This is a genomic window from Nitrospirillum iridis (genome assembly GCF_014205765.1).
Classification (GTDB): Bacteria; Pseudomonadota; Alphaproteobacteria; order Azospirillales; family Azospirillaceae; genus Nitrospirillum; species Nitrospirillum iridis.
Genome location: NZ_JACIIZ010000006.1, coordinates 256,179 through 281,615, shown reverse-complemented (window position 1 = coordinate 281,615; position 25,437 = coordinate 256,179). Strand labels below are relative to the sequence as shown.

Annotated in this window: 17 protein-coding genes; 5 read left to right on the top strand and 12 right to left on the bottom strand. The window is 67.2% G+C overall.

Annotation, left to right across the window (positions count from 1 at the left end; genetic code table 11):
- Positions 1-16 precede the first annotated feature (16 nt).
- From FHS74_RS12855 to FHS74_RS12845, 3 genes are all read left to right on the top strand, one after another.
- Positions 17-1,990, top strand: coding sequence for a methyl-accepting chemotaxis protein (locus tag FHS74_RS12855; RefSeq protein WP_343066909.1), 1,974 nt, complete (start codon positions 17-19; stop codon positions 1,988-1,990).
- Between the two features lie 104 nt (positions 1,991-2,094).
- Positions 2,095-4,176: a methyl-accepting chemotaxis protein gene (locus FHS74_RS12850; protein ID WP_184800994.1), complete on the top strand. Its 2,082-nt coding sequence runs from the start codon at positions 2,095-2,097 to the stop codon at positions 4,174-4,176.
- Between the two features lie 108 nt (positions 4,177-4,284).
- Positions 4,285-6,387 carry a S9 family peptidase gene (locus FHS74_RS12845; RefSeq protein WP_246463095.1) on the top strand — a complete coding sequence of 701 codons (2,103 nt, stop codon included), beginning with the start codon at positions 4,285-4,287 and terminating at the stop codon, positions 6,385-6,387.
- 72 nt (positions 6,388-6,459) lie between these two features.
- Here the strand turns inward: FHS74_RS12845 and FHS74_RS12840 are convergent, their stop codons facing one another.
- From FHS74_RS12840 to FHS74_RS12815, 6 genes are all read right to left on the bottom strand, one after another.
- Complete coding sequence (locus FHS74_RS12840; RefSeq protein WP_184800993.1) at positions 6,460-6,960, bottom strand: hypothetical protein; 501 nt, start codon at positions 6,958-6,960, stop codon at positions 6,460-6,462.
- Positions 6,961-7,220: 260 nt separating this feature from the next.
- Positions 7,221-10,331: an efflux RND transporter permease subunit gene (locus tag FHS74_RS12835; RefSeq protein WP_184800991.1), complete on the bottom strand. Its 3,111-nt coding sequence runs from the start codon at positions 10,329-10,331 to the stop codon at positions 7,221-7,223.
- A complete protein-coding gene (locus FHS74_RS12830; RefSeq protein ID WP_184800989.1) occupies positions 10,328-11,461 on the bottom strand; it encodes an efflux RND transporter periplasmic adaptor subunit in 1,134 nt (377 codons plus the stop codon). The genes FHS74_RS12835 and FHS74_RS12830 overlap by 4 nt, the downstream gene beginning before the upstream one ends.
- A 97-nt stretch (positions 11,462-11,558) precedes the next feature.
- A complete protein-coding gene (locus FHS74_RS12825; RefSeq protein WP_184800987.1) occupies positions 11,559-12,194 on the bottom strand; it encodes a TetR/AcrR family transcriptional regulator in 636 nt (211 codons plus the stop codon).
- A 110-nt stretch (positions 12,195-12,304) separates the two neighbouring features.
- Positions 12,305-12,967, bottom strand: a complete 663-nt coding sequence (locus FHS74_RS12820; RefSeq protein ID WP_211106263.1) for a helix-turn-helix domain-containing protein — start codon at positions 12,965-12,967, stop codon at positions 12,305-12,307.
- Positions 12,968-12,987: 20 nt separating this feature from the next.
- Positions 12,988-14,145, bottom strand: coding sequence for an NAD(P)/FAD-dependent oxidoreductase (locus FHS74_RS12815; protein WP_246463094.1), 1,158 nt, complete (start codon positions 14,143-14,145; stop codon positions 12,988-12,990).
- A gap of 272 nt (positions 14,146-14,417) precedes the next feature.
- On the opposite strand from FHS74_RS12815, the gene FHS74_RS12810 reads away from it, so the two are divergent.
- Both FHS74_RS12810 and FHS74_RS12805 read left to right on the top strand, forming a co-directional pair.
- A complete protein-coding gene (locus tag FHS74_RS12810; protein WP_211106262.1) occupies positions 14,418-15,968 on the top strand; it encodes a M81 family metallopeptidase in 1,551 nt (516 codons plus the stop codon).
- A 137-nt stretch (positions 15,969-16,105) separates the two neighbouring features.
- A complete protein-coding gene (locus FHS74_RS12805; protein WP_184800983.1) occupies positions 16,106-16,489 on the top strand; it encodes a VOC family protein in 384 nt (127 codons plus the stop codon).
- Positions 16,490-16,558: 69 nt separating this feature from the next.
- Here FHS74_RS12805 and FHS74_RS12800 read toward each other — a convergent pair whose 3' ends face one another.
- From FHS74_RS12800 to FHS74_RS12775, 6 genes are all read right to left on the bottom strand, one after another.
- Positions 16,559-17,878: a lipase family alpha/beta hydrolase gene (locus FHS74_RS12800; RefSeq protein ID WP_184800981.1), complete on the bottom strand. Its 1,320-nt coding sequence runs from the start codon at positions 17,876-17,878 to the stop codon at positions 16,559-16,561.
- A 287-nt stretch (positions 17,879-18,165) separates the two neighbouring features.
- A complete protein-coding gene (pyk, locus tag FHS74_RS12795) occupies positions 18,166-19,584 on the bottom strand; it encodes a pyruvate kinase (RefSeq protein WP_184800979.1) in 1,419 nt (472 codons plus the stop codon).
- A 207-nt stretch (positions 19,585-19,791) separates the two neighbouring features.
- Positions 19,792-20,583, bottom strand: coding sequence for an enoyl-ACP reductase FabI (gene fabI / locus FHS74_RS12790; RefSeq protein ID WP_184800977.1), 792 nt, complete (start codon positions 20,581-20,583; stop codon positions 19,792-19,794).
- Positions 20,580-21,797, bottom strand: coding sequence for an acetate/propionate family kinase (locus tag FHS74_RS12785; protein WP_184800975.1), 1,218 nt, complete (start codon positions 21,795-21,797; stop codon positions 20,580-20,582). Before FHS74_RS12785 ends, fabI begins: the two co-directional genes overlap by 4 nt.
- 4 nt (positions 21,798-21,801) lie before the next feature.
- Positions 21,802-22,785 carry a phosphate acetyltransferase gene (locus tag FHS74_RS12780; protein WP_184800973.1) on the bottom strand — a complete coding sequence of 328 codons (984 nt, stop codon included), beginning with the start codon at positions 22,783-22,785 and terminating at the stop codon, positions 21,802-21,804.
- Positions 22,786-22,815: 30 nt separating this feature from the next.
- On the bottom strand, positions 22,816-25,074 hold the full coding sequence (locus tag FHS74_RS12775) for a DUF3141 domain-containing protein (RefSeq protein WP_184800971.1): 2,259 nt from the start codon (positions 25,072-25,074) through the stop codon (positions 22,816-22,818).
- Between the last annotated feature and the right edge of the window lie 363 nt (positions 25,075-25,437).

Here is a 25,437-nt window from a genome sequence, read left to right as displayed (position 1 = left end):
ACAGTGCGAGGGGGCAATGAACTCCATACCGTATGCTGGCATGCGCCCAATTGAACAGTCGGGCAAACGAACGAAGTTTGTCTATAGGATTGTCGCTTTCACCGCGGTGTTTGTGGCGCTTGCGTTCAGTGCACTGGGTTACATCATCTATTCTGTCTCAAGTGATACTTTAACGACGCAAATCAATACACAGATAAAGTCGACTGGCGAGTCGGCGGCCGACGGTATCCAGAAATGGCTGATGGGCCGCGTGTCGCTGGTCCGCAACCTGGCCGACAACATCGCCGTCACCGATGGCGGGCATGTGAAGGATTTGCTGGCCGGCGCCACGCTCAGCGGCACCTTCAGCCCGGTCTATCTGGGGGACACGGCGGGCGTCTTCACCATGTTCCCGGCCATGGACCTGCCGCCCGGCTACGATCCGCGCCAGCGCGGCTGGTACAAGGGGGCCGACGCCGCGCGCCAGACCTTCATGACCCAGCCCTATGTCAGCGCCTCGGGCGGCAACCTGGTGCTGACCATCGCCACGCCGGTGATCAAGGGCGGCACCCTGATGGGGGTGGCCGCCGGCGATCTGGACCTGGACATGGTCAAGACCTTCCTCAAATCCTTCGATCTGGGGGGCAACGGCCAGGTGTTCCTGATCGACGGCGATGGCACCGTGCTGGTCCATGCCGACAAGGACCGGGTGATGAAGAAGCTGGCCGACGGCTTCGACATCCTGAAATATCTGGGCCATGCGCCGGAGCAGGCCGGCGATACGCTCACCTCCTTCTATCCCATCAAGGATCTACCCTCGGCCCGGTGGTACGTGGGCGTGACCATGGACGCGACCAAGGCCTACGGGCCCTTGCGCTCGCTGGGCATGCTGATCCTGCTGGCGACGGGGATCACGGTGGCGGTTCTGGTGCTGCTGCTGGGCTTCCTGACCTACCGCATGGTGGCGCGGCCCATCGATGAGATCACCGACACCATGATCGCCCTCAGCGAGGGCGCCATCAATGTCGTCATGCCGGCGCTGGACCGGCGGGACGAGATCGGCGCCATGGCCCGTGCGCTGGAGGTGTTCAAGCGCAACGCGGCGGAGGTGGCCAAGCTGCACCTGGAACGCACCCAGATGCAGGAGGAGGCGGAGCGCAAGCGTCGCGCGCTGGCCGAACGGCTGGCCAGCGATTTCGAGGCCAACGTCTCCTCCGTCCTGAAACGGGTGACCCAGGCCAGCGGCCAGGTGGACTCGCAGAGCAACCATCTGGCGGCCGGCCTGGCCGACGCCCGCAAGAGCAGCGATGCCGTGCGGCTGGCCACGGACGAGACCTCCACCAGCGTGGAAACGGTGGCGGTGGCGGCGGAACAGCTGTCCGCCTCCATCGGGGAGATCGCCACCCGGGTGACCCAAAGTGCCGAGATCGCGACCGATACCGCCACCCGGGCGGAAACCGCCCGCCGCACCATCGAGCACCTGGCCCACCAGATGGAGAAGATCACGGAGATCGTGAACCTGATCACCCAGATCGCCAGCCAGACCAACCTGCTGGCCCTGAACGCCACCATCGAGGCGGCCCGCGCCGGGGATGCGGGCCGGGGCTTCGCCATCGTGGCCTCGGAGGTGAAGAACCTGGCCAACCAGACGGCCAAGGCCACCGAGGACATCACCGCCCAGATCGAGGCGACGCAGCAGGCCAGCGGCCGGGCGGTGGCCGAGGTGCGCACCATCGCGGAGGTGTCGGCGAAGGCGCAGGAGGTGGCGGCCGGCATCGCTTCGGCGGTGGAGCAGCAGGGGGCGGCGACGCGGGAGATTTCCCAGAACGCCACCATCGTCGCCCGTGGCACCCGGGCCGTCACCACCAACATCCATGCCGTCAGCGACGTGGTGGTGGACAGCGCCGACCGCGCCAGCCACGTGCTGGGCACGGCCGGTGAACTGGCCCAGCAGTTGAAGGCACTGGATGAGCAGGTCAGCCTGTTCGTCACCGCCGTGCGGGCGGCGTGAGGCCGGTCATGAAGGGCGCTGTTTTTAAAAGTTAACTCGGGGCGCGGCTGGCGATTTGGCACACTCCAAGCCTTAAGGCCGGGGATGTGTGGGAGTTGCCAGCCGTGTCGGTTTTCAAGAGCCTTTCCCTGCGGCTGCGCATCCTGCTGCCGCTGCTGGCCGTCACCATCCTGGGCGTCGCCGGCCTGATTGGCTATGCCGTCCATGTGCAGATGACCGCCAGCGAGGACGCCGCGCGCCGCCTGATGACGGAACTGGCGGCCAGCCAGTCCCGCCAGATCGTGGGTGTGATCGACGAGGCGCTGGCCACCGCCCGCACCGATGCCGCCTGGACGGCCTCCCTGATCAAGGGGGGCGCCTTGGATCGCGCCGCCTATGGCCGCGCCCTGAACCAGGTGCTGGACACCAACCCCGCCATCACCGGCGTCTATGCCGGGCTGGAGCCGGATGCGGACGGCGGCGATGCCCGCTACAAGGGCACGGCCCTGGGTGACAAGGACGGCCGGCTGATGCTCTACGCCTACCGCCGGGCCGATGGCGGCACGGCGGTGGAGACGACGCCCATGACGGGCGACCCGGCGGAGGAGAACTGGTACCACCGTCCCGTGCGCGAGCGGCGGGAGACGGTGACCCCACCTTATTTCTATGAGGTCAGCGGGACCCAGGTGCTGATGACCACCGTGGTGGCGCCCATCGTGGCGGACGGCCGTGCCCTGGGTGTGGCCACCGCCGACCTCAGCTTGAAGCGTATCCAGGCCGATGTCGGCGCCTTGCACCCCTGGGGCGATGGCCACGCCGTGTTGCTGTCGGGTGACGGCCAATGGATCGCCAGCCCCGATGCCGCCGTGCTGGGCAAACCGGCGCGGGACGGGTGGGCGCGGGACCTGCTGGCGGCCATTGCCGATGGCCAGCCGCATGCCGCCGCCTTCACCGACCCGGCCAAGGGGGTGGAGATGATCGGGGTCATGGTGCCGGTGCGTTTTGGGCGGGCGAAAGAAACCTGGGGCTTCGCCGTGACCGCCCCCCGCGCCACCATCCTGGCCGGTGTCTGGGCGACCCGCGATCGGCTGATGGGGGTGGCGGGCCTGGTCCTGGCCGTGGTCTGCGCCCTGGGGGCCTTGATCGGCACCAGCCTGTCGCGGCCCCTGCAGGTCATGACGGCGGTGATGGAGCGTCTGGCGGGCGGCGACACGGGGGTGACGGTGCCGGCGCGCGACCGGGGTGATGAGATCGGCGCCATGTCCCGCGCCGTGCAAGTGTTCAAGGAACAGGCCCTGCACATGGCGGAGATACGGGCGCGACAGCAGGCGCTTGAGGCCCGCGCGGCGGCGGAGCGGCGCCAGGTCCTGCTGGGTGTCGCCGGCGATTTCGAGAGCGAGGTCGCCACCCTGGTGCGTGCCCTGGGGCAGGCCGTGGACACCATGACCGGCGTGGCCGACGGGCTGAACCGCACGGCGGCGGGGGTGGTGCGTGAAACCGATGAGATGCGGGGGGAGGCGCGCCAGGCCTCCGCCAACGTGCAGACCATCGCCGCCGCCACCGAGGAACTGTCCGCCGCCAGCGACGAGATCGCGGCCCAGGCGGTGAAGGCGGCGGGGATCGCGGCCGAGGCGGTGGGCCAGGCGGAACGCAATGGCGAGCGCATGCGCCGCCTGGACCGGGCGGCCCAGCGCATCGGTGAAATCGTCGGGCTGATCAGCGCCGTGGCGGGACAGACCAACCTGCTGGCGCTGAACGCCACCATCGAGGCGGCGCGGGCGGGTGCTGCGGGCAAGGGCTTCGCCATCGTGGCGGGGGAGGTCAAGGCCTTGGCGACCCAGACGGCCCAGGCCACGGGCGACATCGCCGCACAGGTGGGGGACGTTCAGGCCGCGACGGTGGAGGCGGTGGCCGCCATCGACGCCGTCATCGCCACCGTCCGCACCATCAGCGAGATCGCCGGCCGCATCGCCGGCGCGGTACAGCAGCAGGGCGCCGCCACGCTGGAGATCAGCCGCAACATTCAGCAGGTCTCCATGGGCACGGCGGCGGTCAGTGAGCGCATCACCGTGGTCAGCGGCGCGATGGCGGAGGCTGGCGGCGGCGCCGGGCAGGTCCTGCGGGCGGCCCACGATCTGTCGCGTGACACACGGGGCCTGGACCGGCAGGTGGAACACTTCCTGGCCGCCATCCGCGCCGACGGCTGACAGCGCCCATTCCCGGACGTGACAGGCCGGCCCCAAACGTGACAGGCTGGCGACCGTGCCGGGAGCGGGGCCCGGTGCCGACAGAAGAACAATGCAGATGGGACTTCGATGACCTCACGTTTGCACCGGGCGGCGTTCGCGCTGGCCCTGACGCTTGGCGCCGCCCCTGGCGCGCTGGCCGCACCCCCTTCCCCCGGAGCCGTGACACCGGACGCGGTGGCCCCCGCCCATACGCTGACCCCGCGGGACGCCTTCGCCTTGGCCCAGGCCAAGGACGTGCAGATCAGCCCGGACGGCAGGCGCATCGCCTATACCCGTTCCACCGAAGACATCATGACCGACAACGCCCGCAGCGAGGTCTGGCTGGTGGATGTGGCCAGCGGCCAGCAGGCGCCGCTGGGCGTGCCGGGCAGCGGCCGGGCGCGCTGGTCACCGGACGGTACGCGCCTGGCCTATGTCGCCAAGGGGCCGGGCGACAAGCCGCAAATCTGGGTGCGCTGGCTGGCCGGTCCCGGCGCGGGGAGCAGCGCCGCCATCACGGCCTTGCCGGAAGGCCCGTCCGACGTCGCCTGGTCGCCGGACGGCAGGCAGATCGGCTTCACCATGTTCGTGCCGGAGGAGGGCGCCAGCCTGGGCTCCCCCCTGGCCGCCCCGGAGGGCGCCAAGTGGGCCGACCCCATCAAGGTCATCACCCGCATCAACTATCGCGGCGATGGCGAGGGCTATATCCGCCCCGGCTTCAACCACATCTTCGTGGTGCCCGCCGACGGCGGCGCCCCGCGCCAGCTGACCAACGGCCAGTATGATGACGGCGGCGCCCTGTCGTGGATGCCGGACGGCCACCACATCCTGTTCAGCACCAACCATGGCAAGGACTGGGAACGCGACCCGCTGAATTCGGACGTGTTCTCCGTCGACACCACCACGGGCGGGCTGACCCAGCTGACCACACGCCATGGCCCTGACCAGGAGCCGGTGGCCTCGCCGGACGGCAAGCACATCGCCTTCGTCGGCTTCGACGACAAGGAACTGGGCTATCAGAACGGCGTGCTGTCGGTGATGAACGCCGACGGGACGGAGGTGCGGGCGCTCACCTCCGGCTTCGACCGCGACCTGAACAGCCCACGCTGGGCGGCGGACGGCCGTTCCCTCTACGCCAGCTACACCGACCATGGCGTCACCAAGGTGGCCCGCGTCACCCTGGATGGCAAGATCACCACCGTGGCCGAAGGGCTGGCGGGTGGGGAGCTGGACCGCCCCTATTCCGGCGGCGGCTTCACCGTGTCCAAGGACGGGGCGGTGGCTTTCACCTGGGGCGACCCCACCCATCCGGCCGATGTCGGCCTGGCCACCGGGCCGGGGGAACAGAAGCGCCTGACCAATCTCAATGCCAGCCTGTTCGCCGGCAAGACCCTGGCGGCGGTGCGGCCGCTGCCGGTGAAATCCTCCGCCGGCGGCCTGGCGGTGGACGCCTGGATGGTGACGCCGCCGGACTTCGACCCGGCCAGGAAGTACCCGCTGATCCTGGAGATCCACGGCGGGCCCTTCGCCAGCTACGGCCCGGTCTGGTCGACACAGGACCAGCTGTACGCCGCCGCCGGCTACATCGTCGTCTACGTCAACCCGCGCGGCTCCACCTCCTACGGCGAAAGCTTCGCCAATGAGATCCACCACAACTACCCCAGCAATGATTTCGACGACCTGATGAGCGGGGTGGACGCCGCCATCGCCAAGGGCTCGGTCGATCCCGACAACCTGTTCGTCACCGGCGGGTCCGGCGGTGGCGTGCTGACGGCCTGGATCGTGGGCAAGACCGACCGCTTCAAGGCGGCGGTGACGCAGAAGCCGGTGATCAACTGGACCAGCGAGGTGTTGACGGTCGACGGCTACACCTTCATGGCCAAGTACTGGTTCGGCAAGATGCCGTGGGAGGATCCGGAGCAATACTGGCGCCGCTCCCCGCTCAGCCTGGTGGGCAACGTCAAGACGCCCACCGCCGTGATGGTGGGCGAGGAAGACCACCGCACGCCGCCCAGCGAGGCGGAGCAGTACTACGCCGCCCTGCAACTGCGCTCTGTCCCCACGGCGCTGATCCGCGTGCCGGGCGCCAGCCACGGCGGCCTGGCCGAACGCCCGTCGCAGCTGGTGGGCGAGACCAACGCCATCCTGGCCTGGTTCAAGAAGTACCGCACGGATGCTGAGGCGAAGTAGGACACAATACACAACGCGAAATCCCGGCCAGCTCGCTCTGGCCGGGGCTTCTTTGGCAGAGGTGGCGGGCGGCTAGGTCCCCTGGCACAGATAGGTTTGCAGAGACGTTCTTTGTTGGCTTTCGCCCGTGACCGCGTTGAAAATCGTCATGGCGCCATTTCCGTTTTTGTCTAATTGAAATGTAAGAATAGATATGTTCTCGTAGCTGGATTTTAGAATCACATTAAACATGCGAGTTCCAGGAATGTAATTGGCTATTTTGGTGTCCTCGTCTCTCTCTTGAGTGCTATATGTTTCGTATCCATCATCGAATAATAAATCGGGTGTGCCGCTTTCGGTAATTCGAAGCTCTATTTTTGGCTTTGTGGGCGAGTGTGCTTTTGGAGGGCTTAGTCGACCTTTATTGTCTTGAATATGCCCATTGGTGCCGAAGACATACTCGGCTCCTTCAATGGGAACACATTTGGTCGGAGGAGGTTCATCGGAGCGGATGGCGGCGAAGCCACAGCTTGGCACTGCAAAAAAGAATGCAACAATGATAATTGAGTGTTTGGTAAAGACGGGATGAGCCACTGACGTCTCGCTTCCAGAAGCGCTTCAGCCTCGGCGATGCTTTTAAGCTGCCTCACGGGACTGTTGAACTCTAAAAGGTGACAAAGCAAGCGTATTGCATCTCATAGAGGTGTATTTTAACCGGCCTGTCCAAACTCTGCTGCGGTGATAGCGCTTGGGTGTTGACGTTTAAGACACTCAAAAGAAACGCTCTCCTAGTGAGCTAGGAGAGCGTCTGAATTCAGAACTATTGATGGTATTACGTAGTGTGGGATATCAACTCACTCCGCCAGTACCGCCCGGGGATAGCGGGGCGGCGTTTCGTCTCGCGCCGCCGTCTGGTCTCCGGCCTTCACCCGGAACCACAGGGCGTACAGCGCCGGCAGGAACACCAGGATCAGCACCGTGCCCACGGCGGTGCCACCGATCAGCACGTAGGCCATGGAGCCCCAGAACACCGACTGGGTGAGCGGGATGAAGGCCAGCACGGCGGCCAGCGCCGTCAGGATGACGGGCCGCGCCCGCTGCACCGTGGCCTCGATCACCGCGTGGTAGGGCGACAGGCCTTCCTCCTGGTTGGTATGGATCTGGCCGATCAGGATCAGGGTGTTGCGCATCAGGATGCCGGACAGGCCGATCAACCCTAAGATGGCGTTGAAGCCGAAGGGCTGGTGGAAGATCAGCAGCACGGGCACCGCCCCCACCAGGCCCAGCGGCCCCGTCAGGAACACCATGGCCATGGCCGACAGGGACCGGGTCTGCACCACCAGCACCAGCAGGATCAGGGCCGCCATGACCGGGAAGATGGGGGCCAGGGCCGCGTTGGCCTTGCCCGCTTCCTCGATATTGCCGCCCATGTCGATGCGATAGCCGGCCGGCAGTGCGGCGATGACCGGGGCCAGCGCCTTCTGGATGGCGGTCGACACCTGGGGCGGCTGCAGCGCGTCATCGATGTCGGCCTGCACGGTGATGGTGGGTACCCGGTCGCGACGGCGCAGGATGGGATCCTCCGCCCGCACTTCCACGTGGCCGATCTGGCTCAGGGGCACCAGGCGGCCATCGGCGCTGGTCAGGGTCATGTCCCCCAGGCGGGCGGGGTCCAGGCGGTCGGGGCCGGCGCTGCGCGCCGTCACCTGCACCACGCGGATGTCCTCGCGCACCTCGGTCACCGGGGCGCCGGTCAGCAGGAATTGCAGCTGCTGTGCCGCGTCGCTGGGGTTCAGGCCGATCAGGCGCAGGCGGTCCTGGTCCAGCACGAAGTGCAGGGTGGGTGCCCGTTCGCCCCAATCCTGGCTCACCTGCCGGGTGTCGGGGTTGGCGCGCATGACGGCCTGCACTTGGTCGGCGATGCCGCGCAGCACGTCGACGTCGGGGCCTGTTACGCGGAACATGACGGGGAAGCGCGAGGGCGGGCCGAACACCAGTTGTGAGACGCGCACCCGGGCCTCCGGCGCCAGGCCGTCGGCGATCGCCTGGCGCAGGTTCTGCTTCAGCCGGTCGCGCGCCCCGGCGTCCGGGGTCAGGACGATCAGCTTGGCGAAGGACGGGTCGGGCAGTTCGGGGTTGTAGGACAGGAAGAAGCGCGGCGCCCCCTGGCCGACATAGGTGGAGACGATCTTCGCCTCGGGCTGGCGGCGCAGCCAGTCCTCCACCGTCTTGGCGGCGGCGCTGGTGGCCTCGATGCTGGTGCCCTCGGGCATCTGCACCTCGGCCATGATCTCCGGCCGGTCGGAGGTGGGGAAGAACTGCTGCTTGACGAAGCCCATGCCGACGCCCGCCAACAGGAAGACGCCGACCACGGCCAGGGCCACCCGGCCGCGATGGTCCACCGCCCAGGTGATCAGCCGGCGCAGTTGCCGATAGCGCGGTGTCGCGTAGATGGCGGCATGCCCGCCCGCCACCGGCCGGATGGCGGGCAGCAGCTTCACGCCTAGATAGGGGGTGAAGACGACGGCCACCACCCAGGAGGTGATCAGGGCGAAGCCGACGATCCAGAAGATGTTGCCGGCGTATTCGCCGGCGGTGGACTTGGCGAAACCCACCGGCGTGAAGCCGATGATGGTGACCAGCGTGCCGGACAGCATGGGGGCCGCCGTGTGGCTCCAGGCATAGGCGGCGGCCTTCAGCCGGTCGTAGCCTTCCTCCAGCTTCACCACCATGATCTCGATGGCGATGATGGCGTCGTCGACCAGCAGGCCCAGCGAGATGATCAGCGCGCCCAGGGTCACGCGGTCGAAGGCGCGCCCCGTCAGCTGCATGATGACGAAGACGGCGGCCAGCGTCAGGGGCACGGCGGCGGCCACGACGATGCCCACGCGCCAGCCCAGGCTGGCCAGGCTGACGAACATGACCACGCCCAGGGCGACGAAGAACTTCAGCATGAACTCATCCACCGACTCGTGGATGTTGACCGCCTGGTCACTGACCTTGCTGAGCGTCAGGCCCACCGGCAGCTCGGCGGCGATCTTCTTCTCCTCATTGTCCAGGGCCTTGCCCAGTTCCAGCCCGTTCCAGCCGTCCTGCATGACGACACCCAGGGCCAGCGCCGGGTCGCCGTCATGGCGGATCAGGTAGGTGGGCGGGTCCTCATACCCGCGCTTCACGTCCGCCACGTCCGACAGCTTGAAGGTGCGGCCGTTGGCGACGACGGGGGTTTCGCGGATCTTTTCCAGGTCGTCATAGGCGCCATCCAGGCGAATGAAGACCTGCGGGCCGTCGGTGTCGATGGATCCGGCGGGCGTCACCGTGTTCTGCCGCGCCAGGGCGTCGAAGATGTCGCGGGCGCTGACGCCCAGGGTGGCCAGGCGGGCGTAGGTGAAGTCGACGAAGATGCGTTCCGGCCTTTCGCCCAGGATGTCCACCTTCTTCACGCCCGGCACATGCAGCAGGCGCTGGCGCAGGGCTTCCGCTTCGCGGGTCAACTGGCGGGCCGGCATGCCCGGCGCCTTCACCGCGTACACGGCGAAGTCGGTGTCGGCATATTCATCGTTGACGAAGGGGCCGAGCGCGCCTGACGGCAGGCTGCGGGCCTGGTCCCCCAGCTTCTTGCGCGCCTGGTAGAACTGGTCGGCCACGGCCGAGGGTGGGGTCTTATCTTGCAGGGACAGGGTCATCAGCACCTGGCCCGGACGGGTGAAGGTCTCCACCTTGTCGTACCAGCGCAGTTCCTGCAGCCGCTTTTCCAGGGGTTCGGCCACCAGGTCCTGCATCTCCCGCGCCGTGGCGCCGGGCCAGACGGCGCTGACCGTCAGCACCTTGATGGTGAAGGCCGGGTCTTCCGCCCGCCCCAGCTTCAGGAAGGCATAGACGCCGGACAGGGTGATGGCCACCAGCAGGAACAGGGTGATGGCCCGCTCGCGCACCGCCAGGGCGGAGAGATTGAAGCCGCTCATTTCAACACCGCCTGGGCCGAAGCCCCGCTGGTCTGGGCCACGCGCACCGTCTCGCCCTCATGCAGGAAATGGCCGCCCAGGGCCACCACCCGCTCACCCGCCGTCACGCCGCCCAGCAGGGTGGCATCCTCGGCGCCCAATTGGCCAACCTTGACCGGGCGGAAGGCGAGGGTGGCCCGTTCACCGCTGGCGTGGTCGCCACCGGCCTCCGGCACCAGCACCCAGACGCCGGGGCCCTTCCCCTCGTCAACCAGGGCGCCCAGCGGTATGGAAACGGGCGCCGTGTCATCGCTCCCCTGGGCCAGGCGCACCGTCACCGTGGCGCCCAGCGGGGCCAGCGCGGCGGGACCGTCCAGGACGTATCGGGCCTCATAGGTTCGGGTCTGGGTATCGGCCGCGTCCGACAGTTGGCGCAGGGTCGCCTTGACCCGCGCCGTGCCGCCGTACAGCGTGGCGCTGGCGGTGGAGCCCACGGCGGGGCGCATCGTTTCCGGCAGGTTCACCGCCGCCTCGCGCGGGCCGGCATGGGCCAGGTGCACCACGATCTGGCCGGCGGCGACCACTTGGCCCGGTTCGGCCAGGGTATCCATGACCGTGCCATCGGCATCCGCCACCAGCGTGGTATAGGCGCTGTCGTCCTGCGCCACCCGCAACTGGGCCTGCGCGGCATCCAACTGGGCCTGGGCGCTGTCAGCGGCGGCCTTCTTCTGATCGTAGGCGGAGGGGGATACGGCACCGCTGCCGACCAGGGCGCGGTAGCGCGCCTCGTCCGCCCGGGCCTGGGTCAGCGTGGCCTTGGCCATGGCCACCTGGCCCTGCTGGGTGGTGATGGCGTGCAGGTAATCGGTGTTGTCCATCCGCATCAGCGGCTGGCCGGCCTTTACCGTCTGGCCCGGATCCACCAGGCGCTGCGTGACCTTGCCGGCCACGCGGAAGCCCAGGCCGCTCTGCACCCGGGCGGTGATGACGCCGACGAAGGCGCGCTCCCCCTGGGTGGCCGGTTGGGCCGTGGTCGCCCGCACCAGGCGTTCGGCCGTGCGCGGGTCGGGGGCCGCCTTGTCGCAGGCGGTAAGGGTGGTGCCGGCCAGCAGGGCCAAGGCCAGCAGGCGGGAAGACGCGATCAGCCGCATGGGGGAACTCCATCCCGAGAGGAGCCCCGACTTTATGGCGTGGTGACGAAATAGTCAATCCGTCACTCGTTACACACCATCCATCACTCGTCACATATCAGGGGCGCAGGCTGCGCAGCACCAGACCGGCCACGGCGGCTGTCGCCGTGTCCAGCTTGTCCAGTTTTTCCTCCAGCATCAGGGGATGGGCGAAGGGCCATAGCGTCTCCTCGATGCCCAGGCAGACCTCCTCCAGCGGGGTCTCCGTCTCGAACTCACCCGCCTCACGACCGCTGACCACCAGTTCGCGGACGACGCGGCGTAATTCCTCTTCATAATTGGTGCCGGAATGCCAATTCTCGGCCACGGCGGTCACGACGATGTCGTGCAGCTTGCGCTCCTCGAAGAACAGTTCAGCGCCCGCCCGGGCCAGGGTGGGGTAGATGCGGCGCAGGCGGTCGGCGGCGGAGGTGGGCTCCGCCACGATGATGCGCAATTGCTCGGAAATGGCATCCAGGCACCGGGTGCAAATGGCTTCGCCAATGGCTTTCTTGCTGTCGAAGAACTTGTAGATGTAGGCGGTGGACAGGCCGATGGCCTTGGCCAGATCGGCCACCGTGGTCTTGTTGAAGCCATAGTGGCGGAAATGCTGATCGGCGGCGGCGATGATCTGGGCACGGCGCTCATGATCCACCGGGCCGCGCTGGCCGGCGCCGGTGGTGGCGGTGATGGGGCGGACTGCGGGGGCGGTCATTTCGATGATACCTGTGGGCAAGGGGCGACATACGCGTCACCCTGCAAGGTAGCCCTCAGGTGATGAATTAACAATATCGTCACCACGGGGATGGGGTGCGCGCGAACGTCTCAGGCCGGGCGCTCGGCCGATTCCTCCGCCAGATGGATCAGATCGCCCTGCAGATTGGTGTCATCACTGGAACAAACGCCCAGCACCAGGGCGCGCTCGCCCTCCTTGGCCAGATAGGCGTGGCCCATCATGCTGTCGATGTAGATGCCCTGGCCCTGGCGCAGGGTCACGGGGGCGTAGAACTCCAGATGCACCTCGATGGTGCCCTGCACCACGTAGATGAATTCCTCCCCCGCATGGCGCACCAGATCGCCGAATTCCTCCAGGGTGTGGGCCAGCACGTGGGTCAGTATCGGCACCATGCGCTTCCGCCGCAGGTCGGTGCATAGATATTCGTAGTCGTAGCTGCCGGTATGGATGCGGACGGAATTGCTGTCGCTGGTCAGGCTACGCCGGCCGGTGATGACGGGCGGGCCGTCGCCGGGCGTGCCGCCCGGCCCCTCTCCCTGGGCCAGGAACTCGGCCATGCTCAAGCCTAGGCGGGCGGTGAACCGCTCCAGCTTGTCATAGCTCAGCGACAGCTTGTCGCCTTCCACCTTGGCCAGGGTGGACAGCGGAATGCCCACCGTGTCGCTCATCTGCTTCAGGGTCCAGCCGTTGCGCCGACGCAGCGCGCCGATCAACTGGCCCAAGGTGGCGTTCTTCTTCATCCTGCTGTCCATGCGGCGTCGGCTCCGCCTCTTTATTTCAGCGGTGCCGCCGGGGCGCAAGCGGTGGCGGCGGACAAGCGGCCGGGCAGGACGTTGGCCAGCGCCAGACCTTCCTCCAGGATGTCTTCCGGGACGGCTTGGCCCCGTATCAGGGCCGCCGCCAGCCGGGCCAGGGCCGGCGCCATCTGGATGCCATACCCTCCCTGGCCCGCGCACCAGAACAGGCCCGGCACGGCGGCGTCGAAGCCCACGACCGGCTGGCGGTCGGGCACGAAGGTGCGCAGGCCCGCCCAGCTGTGGCTGACCCGGCGCACGGGCAGGGCCATCGCCCGCTGCACGCGGTCGACGGCGATGGCCACGTCCAACTCCTCCGGCTGGGCGTCGCAGGGTTCGCTGGGGGTCTCGTCCGCCGGGGACAGCAGCAGCTTGCCGGCATCGGGCTTCACATAGAATTCCTCGTCGATGTCAAAAACGCCGGGCCAGCGGTCGGTATCGTGGCCCGGGGGCGGGTCCACCAGCAGGGCGGTGCGTCGCAGCGGGGCAAGGCCCAGGGCGGCGGCGCCGAAGGCCCGTCCCACCCGTTCCGCCCAGGCGCCGGCGGCGTTCACCACGACGGGCGCCGCCACCTCCCGCCCACCCGCGTCCAGAACCCATAGATCGCCCGCCCGGCGCGGATCGGTTGCGGGCGCGTCGGTCAGCAGGCTGGCACCCTGTCGCCGGGCCAGCCGCAGATAGCCCTGGTGCAGGGCGTCGACGTCGATGTCCATGGCGCTGCCGTCCCGGGCCAGGGCGCAGGTCGCCACATAGGCCGGCCGCAGGATGGGGACCAGCGCGATGGCGGTGGCCACGTCCACCGGCCGCACGCCGTCCCCGATCACGTCCAGGAATTCCGCCAGCCGGGGCGCCTGCTCCGCCGTGGCGATATACAAGAGGCCACGGGGCGACAGAAGGGCATGGTCGGTGAAGCCTGGCGGCGGGGCATCGAAAAAGGCGCGGCTGGCCCGGGTCAAGGCCCGCACGTCCGGTCCGCCATAGGCTGCGGCGTAGAGGGCGGCGGATCGGCCGGTGGAGTGCAGGCCGGGCCGCGCCTCCGCCTCCAGCACCAACACCCGCATATGGGCCGCCAGCTCCGCCGCGATGGCGGCTCCCGCCATGCCAGCGCCAATGACGATGACGTCGTACCGATCCAATTTCCACTCCCAGAGACACAGTTCTCTAATTAGAGAAATTATTCCACACGATCTCCCGCGCATCGAGCGCAAAAGCGTCCTTTTTTCGCTCTGCAAACGTTGATGTTTCATGGAAAGAAACATTATATTCCGTTATATATCAATTTATTAATGTCAAATCTCCGCCTGATATCAAGGACTAACCTAGGATTTAGAGAAATTTTTCCTTGACGGGAAATGCCGCCCGGTGGGGAATGTCCCTCAAGCGGAAAACAAAAGCTGGGAGGGTTGCGATGGGGCCGGACATGGGGGTGGGCGGGCAAGGGCGCTCGGCCGGGAAGACGGGTCCGCTGACGGTCTTCGTCGCCGGGCTGGTGCATGAGACCAACAGCTTCTCCCCCCTGCCGACCAGCCTGCGCTCCTTCACCAACGACCAGCGGCATCGGGCGGGCGACCCCGCGACCCTGGACCGGGCGCGCCAGCTGCCGGCCTATGGCGACCTGTTCACCGTGGCGGAGGATCATGGCGACAGGGTGCTCGACGGCCCGGCCGCGGAGGCTCAGCCCTCGGGTCCCGTGCCGCGCCGGGTATACGAGGCGCTGCGCGACGAGCTGCTGGCGGATTTGGCGGCGGCCATGGCGGCGGGGCCGGTGGACATGGTGGTGCTGGCTCTGCACGGGGCCATGGTGGCGCGGGACTATCCCGATTGCGAGGGCGACCTGCTGACCCATGTGCGGGCGCTGGTGGGGCCGTACATGCCGCTGGGGGCGATGCTGGATCTGCATGGCAACGCCAGCCCCGCCATGGTGGACAGCGGCGCGATCATCATCGCCTGCAAGGAATATCCCCACACCGACTTCCTGGCACGGATGGGGGAACTGTATGTCATCCTGTCGGCGATGGCGCGCGGTGCCCTGAAGGCCCGCACCCATCTGCGCAAGGTGCCGGTCATGGGCCTGTTCGGCACCACCGAACAGCCGATGCGCGGCTTCGTCGACCGGCTGGCCGGCTATGAGGGGCGGGACGGCGTGCTGTCCGTCTCCATGATGCACGGCTTCATCTGGTCCGACACCGAACACACCGGGGCGTCCGTCCTGGCGGTGTCGGACGGTGGTGATCCGGTGGCGTTGGAGCGGACGCTGGCGGCCATCGCCGCCGATTTCCGGGCGATCGTCACCGGCACGCCGTTGCAAAGCCGTCTGCCGCTGGATCAGGCGGTGGATCGCGCGCTGTCCCTGGCCGCGCTGGGTGGGCCCGTCGTGCTGGCCGACAGCTCCGACAACCCCGGCGGCGGCGCGGCCTGCGACAGCACCTTCGTGTTGCGCGCGCTGTTGGATCGCGGTGTCCAGGATGTGGCGCTGGGCATGATCTGGGATCCGCAGGCGGCCCTGATCGCCGCCGACGCCGGCGTCGGCGCCCAGCTGCCGTTGCGTATCGGTGGCAAGGTGGGGCCCTTGTCGGGTGACCCGGTGGACCTGGACGTGACGGTGCTGGCGGTGCGCGAGGATATCCGTCAGCGGGGACTGTCGACGGAAGGCGGCGATCCCATCGGCTTGGCCGTGGCCGTGCGGGCCGGTGGTGTCGACATCGTGCTGAACAGCATCCGGCAGCAGACCTTCTCACCTGATTGCTTCACGGAGCTGGGCATAGACCTGACGGGCAAGGCGCTGGTGGTGGTCAAGTCAACCCAGCATTTCCGCGCCACCTTCGACACCATCGCCAAGGCGACGGTTTATTGCGACGCGCCCGGTTCCCTGAACCTGAACTTGGCCGCCCTGCCGTACCGCGACCTGCGTCGGCCCATCTGGCCGTTGGATCCCATTGACGACGTGACGGGGCCGTGAGCGGCCGGCCGCCGGTAACCCTCTGAATTGTTTTTCAGCGGCAAAAGTCAATCGTCATATGGCAGCATTGTTGTTGTTTGCCACCCGCTTATAGTCAGCCACACCCGATTCCGAAGAACTTGAAGGGGAGGATGACCATGGCGATCTATACCCATGTTACCGTTGGCACCAACGATCTGGCCAAGGCGCGTGGCTTTTATGACGATGTGCTGGGCAAGCTGGGCCTGAAGCGGGTTGCCGACCTGGGCGACAACGGCTCCATCTGGGGGCAGGACAAGCCGTCCTTCTTCGTGCTGAAGCCGGCCAACGGTCAGCCCGCCACGGTGGGCAACGGTGTCACCGTCAGTTTTGAGGCGCCCAACCGCGCCGCCGTTGACGCGTTCCATGCCGAGGCGCTGGCCAAGGGTGGTGTGTGCGAGGGCAAGCCCGGCCCCCGTGGCTGGGCGCCCAACGCCTATGCGGCGTATGCCCGCGACCTGGATGGCAATAAGCTCGCGGCCTATTGCTTCAAGCCCGAATAGTTCGTTCTTGCCAGGAACGTTGATCCAGGATCGGGGGGTGCCGTTGGGCGCCCCCCTTTTCCCATGGGGTCAGCCCGCGGCGGGAAGCGGCAGGCCCAGCAGCGGCAGGACGGCTGCCCAGATGTCGGGGTTCGACGCCATCGACAAATGGTCGGCGCCTGGCACCTCGAAGGTCTGCACGCTGCTATTGCCGGCGAACATGGCGCTGGGGATTGGCACCACCGTGTCGCCACCGCCGTCGGTATCGACGGTGACCAGCGGTTCCGAGGCCGACGGCGTGTAGGTGAAGCCGGTCGTGGTCGTTGTCTGGGAGATGGCGGCGCTGGGTGTTTGGGTGCTGACCACCCCGTAAATGCAGTTGTACGGGATGGCGGGGTTCGGATTGGCCGTGTAGCTCAGGTGTTTGAAGAACGTGTCGGCCAGCTGAAGGTTGGCGGCGCTGAAATTCTGTTGTTGAAGCAAGGCATTCAGGTCTGTCGGCAAGCTGTCCGTCGGGTCGATGTTGAAGGATTTGTCCGTCTTCGTGTCCTTGATGAAACTGGCATAGGCTTGGACCGTCGCGTCGGTCGATTGGGTCAGTAGCGCCGGTGGCAGCAACTGGTAAGTGCTGGCGCCGGCCGGCCGGTTGACGACGTCGTGAATCATGGCCAGCACGTTGTCGACGGCCGCCTGCTTCAGCGGGTCTACCAGCAGATCGTCCAGTTCCTTGATGAACCAGTTGCTGTTGCCTTTACCGGCGACGTTGATCTTCATGGTTGAGGTCATGGGTGCCAGCGCGAGGGGGGCCCCCAGATGCGGTGTGCCCAGGGTGATCAACTGGTCCACCAAGGCCACGTTGGCGTCCTGAGTGTTGGGGCCGACATATTCCAGGTAGCTGCGCGACACCAAGCCGCCCATGCTGTGACCGATCAGCGTGATCTTCCCGATGCCCTGGCTCTTCACCAGATAGCTGATGAAGTTTTGCAGCATCGTGCCGCTGATCACGTTGTCCTGGCGCCAGTCATAACCCCAGCCGATGACGGCGTTCCCCGTCAGGTCGGTGCTGAGCCAGGCCAGCGAGGTATCGATGTTGACCGAGGCCGGGTCGTTGGTGGGCCAGTTGGTGTAAGCGGCCTGGTATGTGCCGGCGCCGTACTTGAGGTTTGCCTGGGTGACCAGCGTGTTGATCAGCGCGATATAGCCTGTGCCCTTGGCGAAGCCCCCGGGGCGGCCGGCATAGAGGGGCTGCGACAGTTCCGTCGCGACCGTGTCGGCGGAGAATGGCGCGATGGCCTCGCGCAGTGCCCAATATTCCCAGAGTGGCGTCGTTGACGTCTCTTTGTCCTGGGACTTGACCAGGCTGGTGCCGGTGGTGCCGGGCAGCACGATGATGGCGTGGTTTGAACCCATGGCTGTTACCCCCATTCGTATCGATGATCATCTTGCTTGACGAAATTGCATGAGCGCCTGACTCATACAACTGTATGATACTACTCTCAGGGGTTAATCACAAAGTATTCTAAACGCTGAAGTCGTGCCAATGTCCGCCGCTGGCAGCAAAAAGCCCCGCCGGGGTACGGCGGGGCTTTCTGGCGAAAGAACAGGGATGCTGGCGACAATCCGGTATGCGGTGAAACGCCGGAATGACACCAAATCTACGGTTCGGTCCCGCGGTGGTCGGTCCCGCGATTCAAGGATCAACCGCCGATCTGCAGCATGCGCAGGTTGTTGGTGGTGCCGGCCTGGGCGAAGGGGATGCCGGCCACGACGATGATCTGGTCGTGCAGCTTGGCGAACTCGGCACTTTGCGACACGGTGGAGGCCACCTGCACCATCTGCTCGTAGGAATGGATGTCTTCCGACAGGATGCTGTGGGTGCCCCACAACAGGCACAGGCGGCGCGACACCGTCTGGTCGGCGGTGATGGCCAGGATGGCGACCTCCGGCCGCTTGCGGGCGATACGGGCGGCGGTGGTGCCGCTGGAGGTGAAGGCCACGATCACCGGCGCGCGCACGGCCTCCGCCAGGTCGGCGGCCGCCGCGGCCACGGCGTGCGGCGGGGTCTGCTCCTCGGCCGGATCCGAGGCGCGGATGAGGGAGTGGTACAGCTTGTGCCGTTCGGTGGTGCCGATGATGCGGTCCATCATCGACACCGCTTCCAGCGGATAGGAACCACTGGCCGATTCGGCCGACAGCATGACGGCGTCGGCGCCGTCATAGATGGCGGTGGCCACGTCCGACGCCTCGGCCCGGGTGGGGGTGGGGGCGGACACCATGCTATCCAGCATCTGGGTGGCGACGATGACCGGCTTCACCGCCAGGCGGCAGGCGCGTACCAGTTCCTTCTGACGGCCGGGCACCTCTTCCTGGGGGATTTCTACGCCCAGGTCGCCACGGGCCACCATGATGCCGTCCGACAGGCGGATGATGTCGTCGATCTGTTCCAGCGCCTGCGGCTTTTCGATCTTGGCCATCAGCCCGGCGCGGTCGCCGATCAGGCCGCGCGCCTCGATCATGTCGCTGGGCTTCTGCACGAAGGACAGGGCCACCCAGTCCATGCCCAGGCTGAGGCCGAATTCCAGGTCGGCGCGGTCCTTGGCGGTCAGCGGCGACATGTTCAGCAGCGTGCCCGGCAGGTTCACGCCCTTGCGGTTGGAGATGACGCCCCCCACCACGACCTCGGCGGTCATGACGTCGTCGCCCAGGCTGGTGACCTTCACCCGCACCCGGCCATCATCGATCAGCAGGTGGTGGCCGGGCAGGACGGCGGCGAAAATCTCCGGATGGGGCAGGGGAATGGCGTCGCGGTCGCCATCCTGGCCCTTCAGCACGAAGCGGATGGTGTCGCCCTTGGCCACCGTGATCTTGCCGTCCTTGATGGTGCCGACGCGGATCTTGGGGCCCTGCAGATCCTGCAGGATGCCGATGGGGCGGCCCACCTCCTTCTCCAGCGCGCGGATCGCGGCGTGGACCTTGGCATGGTCCTCATGGGTGCCATGGCTGAAGTTCAGGCGAAAGGTATCGACGCCCGCCAGGAACAGCGCCTTCAGCATCTCCGGAGAGTTGCTGGCGGGGCCGACGGTGGCGACGATCTTGGCACGACGGTGGCGACGCATTGTTGTTTTCGGCCCCTGACGGGCCGCCCCAGAAGTGAAAGCCGGTCGGAAATCGGTGCCCGGGGGAACCGTCGGCACCGCCAACGGTTCCGGGCCCGGTTGGCGGCGATGGTAACCGCTTCGCCCGCCGACAACAACATGGGGATATGCGAAATTCCCGTTAAGGACGGTAATTTTACTACATGGCAGGCCTGAAGCGGCGGCGGCTCAGGCCACGATGTTCATGCCGCCGTCGATGTAGAGGGTACTGCCGGTCAGCCGGCGGGCGAAGGGACTGGCCAGATAGGCGCAGGTGTAGCCCACATCCATGATGTCGACCAATTCCCCAACCGGCGCGCGGCTTATGGCGTCATTCAACAGGCGGTCGAAGTCCTTGAGGCCGGACGCCGCCCGGGTCATCAGCGGGCCGGGCGACAGGGCGTGCACCCGGATGTGCTGGGGACCCAGCTCATAGGCCAGATAACGGCAAGCCGCTTCCAGCGCCGCCTTGACCGGCCCCATGACGTTGTAATTGGGTACCACGCGATCGGCCCCGTGATAGCTCATGGCGAACATGGCTCCGCCGTGGGCCATCAAGGGTGCCGCCAGCTTGGCCATGCGGATGAAGGAATGGCAGGAGATGTCCATGGCCCGGGCGAAGCCCTCGGCCGAACAGTCCAGCAGGCCGCCCTTCAAATCCTCCTTGGGGGCGTAGGCGATGGAGTGGACCAGGATATCCAGCCCGCCCCACCGCTCGCGCACGGCATCGAACACCGCGTCCAGCTGGCCGGGGGCGCTGACGTCCAGCGGCAGGAACAGCTGGGCGCCCAGCTGTTCCGCCAGCGGCTCGACGTGCGGCTTGGCCTTGTCGTTCAGATAGGTCAGGGCCAACTCCGCCCCGACCTCGTGAAAGGCCTTGGCGCAGCCATAGGCGATGGACTGGTCGTTGGCGATGCCCACCACCAGCGCGCGGCGTCCGGCCAGGATGCGGTGGGGGGGAGGCAGCGGGGTCTCGGTCATGGGGTCGCTCCCGTCAGCAGGCGCCGCGTGTGGCGGGCGATCATCAGTTCCTCGTCCGTGGGCACGATCCAGGCGGATACCCGGCTGGATGGCGTGCTGAGGCGGTGCGCGCCCGGTTGCGGGTGGGCGTTGGCCCCGTCGTCCATCTCCAGCCCCAGCCAGGCGGCATGGCCGCAAACGGCGGCGCGCACGCCGGCGCTGTTCTCGCCGATGCCGGCGGTGAAGACCAGGGCGTCCAGCCCGCCCATCGCCGCCGCCAGCGATCCGATCTCGCGCCCGATGCGGTAGGTGAACAGGTCCACAGCCAGCCGGGCGCGGGGCTCCCCGCTGGTTTCCAGGGTGCGCATGTCGCTGGAAATGCCCGATACGCCCAGCAGGCCGGAGCGCTGGTAGAGCAGCTTCTCCAGGTCACGCGGGCCCATGTGCATCTCATCCATCAGGTACAGCAGCACGCCGGGATCCAGGGTGCCGCTGCGGGTGCCCATGGGCAGCCCCTCAACCGCGGTGAATCCCATGGTGCTGGCCATGCTGCGGCCATGGTCCATGGCGCACAGGCTGGCGCCGTTGCCCAGGTGGGCGACGATGACCTTGGCGTCGCCCAGGCCCAGCGTGGGCAGCTGACTGGCGATGTATTCGTAGGACAGGCCGTGGAAACCGTAGCGGCGCACGCCCCGGTCCGTGATCTCCGCCGGCAGGGCGAAGGCCTGGGCCAACGGTGGCTGGGTGGCGTGGAAGGCGGTGTCGAAGCAGCCTACCTGGAACAGGCCGGGCGTGGTGGCCAGGATGCTGCGCGCCGGGGCCAGGTTGTGCGCCTGGTGCAAGGGGGCCAGGGGCACCAGGGTCGCCAGCCGGTCCAGCGCGGCGGCGTTGAGCGCCGCCGGGGCGGTGAAGTCGCCGCCGCCGTGGACGATGCGATGGCCCACCGCCTCCACCACATGGCCTTCCAGATGCGTGTTGATGAACGCCATCAGGAAGCGCGTGGCGGCGTCGTGGTCGAAGGCGCCGGCCTCCGGGCCGGTCCAATGCCGTTCACCCACCACGTCGCCGGCAGGGTGCCGGGCGATGAAGTGGGCGTTGTCGGTCCGCAGTCCCTCGATCTGCCCCTTCAGGAACAGTTCCAGCTGCCGGGTTTCATCCGCGAACAGCGAGAACTTGATGCTGGAGGAGCCGGCGTTGATGACGATGATCGCGTTGCTGATTTTTCTCCGGCGCATGCGCTCACCCCACGGCCTTGGCGGCGACGGTGCGGCGGTGCTGGGCGATCAGCGCCGCCACCGCGCAGGAGGCCAGACGGGCGGGCACGCTGTCGGCCCTGCTGGTCAGGATGATGGGCACCCGGGCGCCCAGCACGATGCCGGCCGCGTCGGCGCCCGCCAGGAAGGTCAGGCTCTTGGCCAGCATGTTGCCGGCCTCCAGGTCTGGCACCAGGATGACGTTGGCGTGTCCCGCGACGGGGGAGGTCAGGTGCTTGATGGTGGCGGCTTCCGGGCTGATGGCGTTGTCCAGGGCCAGGGGGCCGTCCAGGATGGCGCCGGTGATCTGTCCACGCTCCGCCATTTTGCACAGCGCCGCCGCCTCGATGGTGGAGGGGATCTTGGGGTTCACCGTTTCCACCGCCGACAGGATGGCCACCCGCACCTCGCCGAAGCCCAGGATCAGGGCCAGGTCGATGGCGTTCTGCACGATGTCCACCTTCTCCGCCAGGGTGGGGGTGATATTGACGGCGGCGTCAGTGATGATCAGGGGGTCGTCGTGGCCGGGGATATCCATGACGAAACAATGGCTGAGGCGCCGGGCGGTGCGCAGGCCCGTGTCCGTCTTGACCACCGCGCCCATCAGTTCATCGGTGTGCAGGCTACCCTTCATCAGGGCTTCCGCCTTGCCCTCGCGCACCAGTTCCACCGCCCGCTGGGCCGAGGCCACGCTGTGGGGTGTATCGATGATGGGCAGGGCGCTGATGTCCAGGCCGGCCTGGGCGGCGACGGCGCGGATGCGGGCCTCCGGTCCCACCAGGATGGGGTTGATCAGGCCCAGCCTGGCGGCGTCCACCGCGCCTTCCAATGAACTCTGGTCGCAGGGGTGGGCCACGGCGGTGGGCGGCGGTCCGGCCAGGTGCGCGGCGGCGATCAGGCGCTGATACTTCTTATGCCGGGCGATGTCGGCCGAGACCGTGGGCGGGGCGGCGGCGGTGGGGCTGTCCATGGCTGTCTCTGTCGATCCGGGTGGGGTGTGTCAGGCGGTGGCGCCGGGGGGAGTTGCAGGGGCTGGTGGCTGTATGAGCAGTATCGTCCGTTCCAGCCGCGCCGCCATTGTAGGGGTGGGCGGGTCACCCGCCGCCATGATCTGGCGCAGGGCGTCGGCCATGCGCGCGCGCGCCGTCGCACCGGCCGGCAGCAGGTCGGGCAGGGTGGCCAGGGTCGCGGCCTCATCCCTGTGCAGCAGGTCGGACTGTTCCCGCACCATGGCCTTGAATTGCGCCAGGGTCAGGCGCTCCTCCGGCGGGGCCTGGTCACGCAGGCGGCGCAGCACGGCGAAGCGCCGCTCGTCCGCCACGGTCCGCGCGTCGGCATCGGCGATGTACAGCAGGGCACGGGTCAGGGCCGCCGCCGGTCCGCCCCGGCGCAGGCGGCTGGCGACGTCGTCCTCAGGGGCCGTATTGGCATCGCCGCCGTCTGTCGGCGTCAGCGGCGCCGGTGTGGGGCCATCCACGCCAACGGCGGCCTGCAGCAACGCGGATCCGTAGACCGTCAGGAAAAGGGATTCGGTCGCCTGGTCACGCAGATCCCGCCAGGTGTCCAGCATGTGGACGATGCTGTCCGACACCGCGTCCTGCACCTTCAGGAAGGGATTGTCGGGATCGGCCGGCTGGCGGTGCGCCCGTGCCGCCTCCGCCAGCCCGGCGATGGGTCGCATCAGCGGGTTCTTGTCGGAAAAGACCTCGAATCGCAGGCGGTTGGGATGTAGCCGGCGCAGCCATTCGGCGCTTTCCTTGGTTGCGAGGCGCTGGACCACCGGTCGTGCGGTGGCGCGGTACAGATCCCGGTTGAGGTCCGACACGCGGGCAACGGTGGCGAAGCGGCGGTCGTCGCGGGAATCATTGCCGCCCAGCGCCCGGATGTCGGCCAGGCCGCGCCGCTCGAACCGGGTCAGGTATTGGCCGGAAACCAGGTCGGCATGGGCCACCCCGGCCTTCTCCGTGAACACGGCTTCATACAGTCCCGGTGGCAGGACGTCGATCAGGTCCATGGTCCGGGCGAATTCGTCATGTTCCTTGGTCGCCACCTTGGCGGAGACGAAGATGCCCAGGTGCCCGACGCTCGGGTGCAGGGTGTAGACGATGGTCTGGCCACTGGCGGCCAGGGCCTCATCGCTGGCGTACAGGTCCAGGATCCAGTCCAGCGCCTGCTGCGGCGGGGTGATGTCGTCGCCCCAGGAACAGAAGACGACGATGGGCGAGGTGACCGAGCGCAGGTCCACCCGGGTTCCGTCCGACAGCGCCATGCCGCCGTGCGATAGCCGGTTGCCCAGGAACAGCTCGTCGGTGATGTACTGCATCTCCTCCGCGTTCAGCAGGATGGGGCTGCCCCACCAGCGCTCGAACTCCAGGAAGCGCTGGGCTTCGGTGTCCACCTTGGAATAGACGGCGTAGTTCTTTTTCCACAGGGTGTTGGCGGGATTCATGTTTTCGAAATTGGCGATCAGGGCGGCGCCGTCGAAGATGCCGTGGCCCAGATCCCCGCTGAGTGTCGTCAACCAGGTGCCGCCCAGCAGGCCCCCCAGATAGCGCAGTGGGTTCTTCTCATGCACCCCGGCCCAATAGGACAGCGGCGCGCCCGCCAGCACGATGGGCCCCACCAGATCCGGCCGGATGGCCGCCATCATCATGACCTGCCAGCCCGCCTGGCAATTGCCGATGAGGCAGGGCTTGCCGTCAGCCTCGGGGTGCAGGGCCGCCACCCTCTCCACGAAGGTGACCTCCGCGCGGCAGACATCCTCCACCGTCTGGCCTGGCACCGGCGTGGGCAGGAAGCCGACGAAATAGCAGGGATGCCCCTCATCCAGGGCCACGCCGATCTCGCTGTCGTGCTTCATGCCGCCTATGCCGGGGCCGTGGCCGGCGCGGGGATCGAACACGACGAAGGGTCGCTGGCGCGGATCGGTGGGGGTGCCGGCCGGCGGCAGGATGCGGACCAGGCAGTAGTTGACGGGACGGTCCAGCGCGCGTCCATCCATCACCAGTTCATAGGGGAAGCTCAGGACGTTGGGCCAGGGATCCGCCATATGCCGGAAATGGTCATTGCCCCGCTGCCGCAGGACATCGAGGAACATCAGTGAGCGCTGGCCCGCATCCACATAATATTCCTGCGCCTTCCGCGCCAAGGCCAGGGCTGACGCCCACGGCGCCAACCAGGGCAGGGTCGCGAACGGCGACGCGGCGGGGGACGCCGCCCCCGGCCTGGAAGGTTCGACCCCGGCGACTGCCCTTGCCATATCCATGACGATCCTCATTTTCCGGTAAATGCTGCAGGGCAGCATTTATAGGTGGGAGGCGTAAAAAATAAGTGAATTATTCGATCCTATCCGTTAGTTCGCCGGGAAAATCATTGTGGCGTGCCCTTGTTACTGGTCTTGTTGCCTGGCGCCAAGCCGTATATCAGTCAATATTCGCAGTATAGATTGGTTTATGTTCGGTAATATTCACCATGCAGGCTACGGCCGCGAGCCTGCGGCGATAGTGTATTTTCGAAACATATCAGCGTCCTGGCGGGAAGTTTCCATCGCTGACGACATACGGGCTTCTGGCTCCACATCCATCAACGTGTGGCTGCGTTCGCACCTTCAGCCCTCATCGGC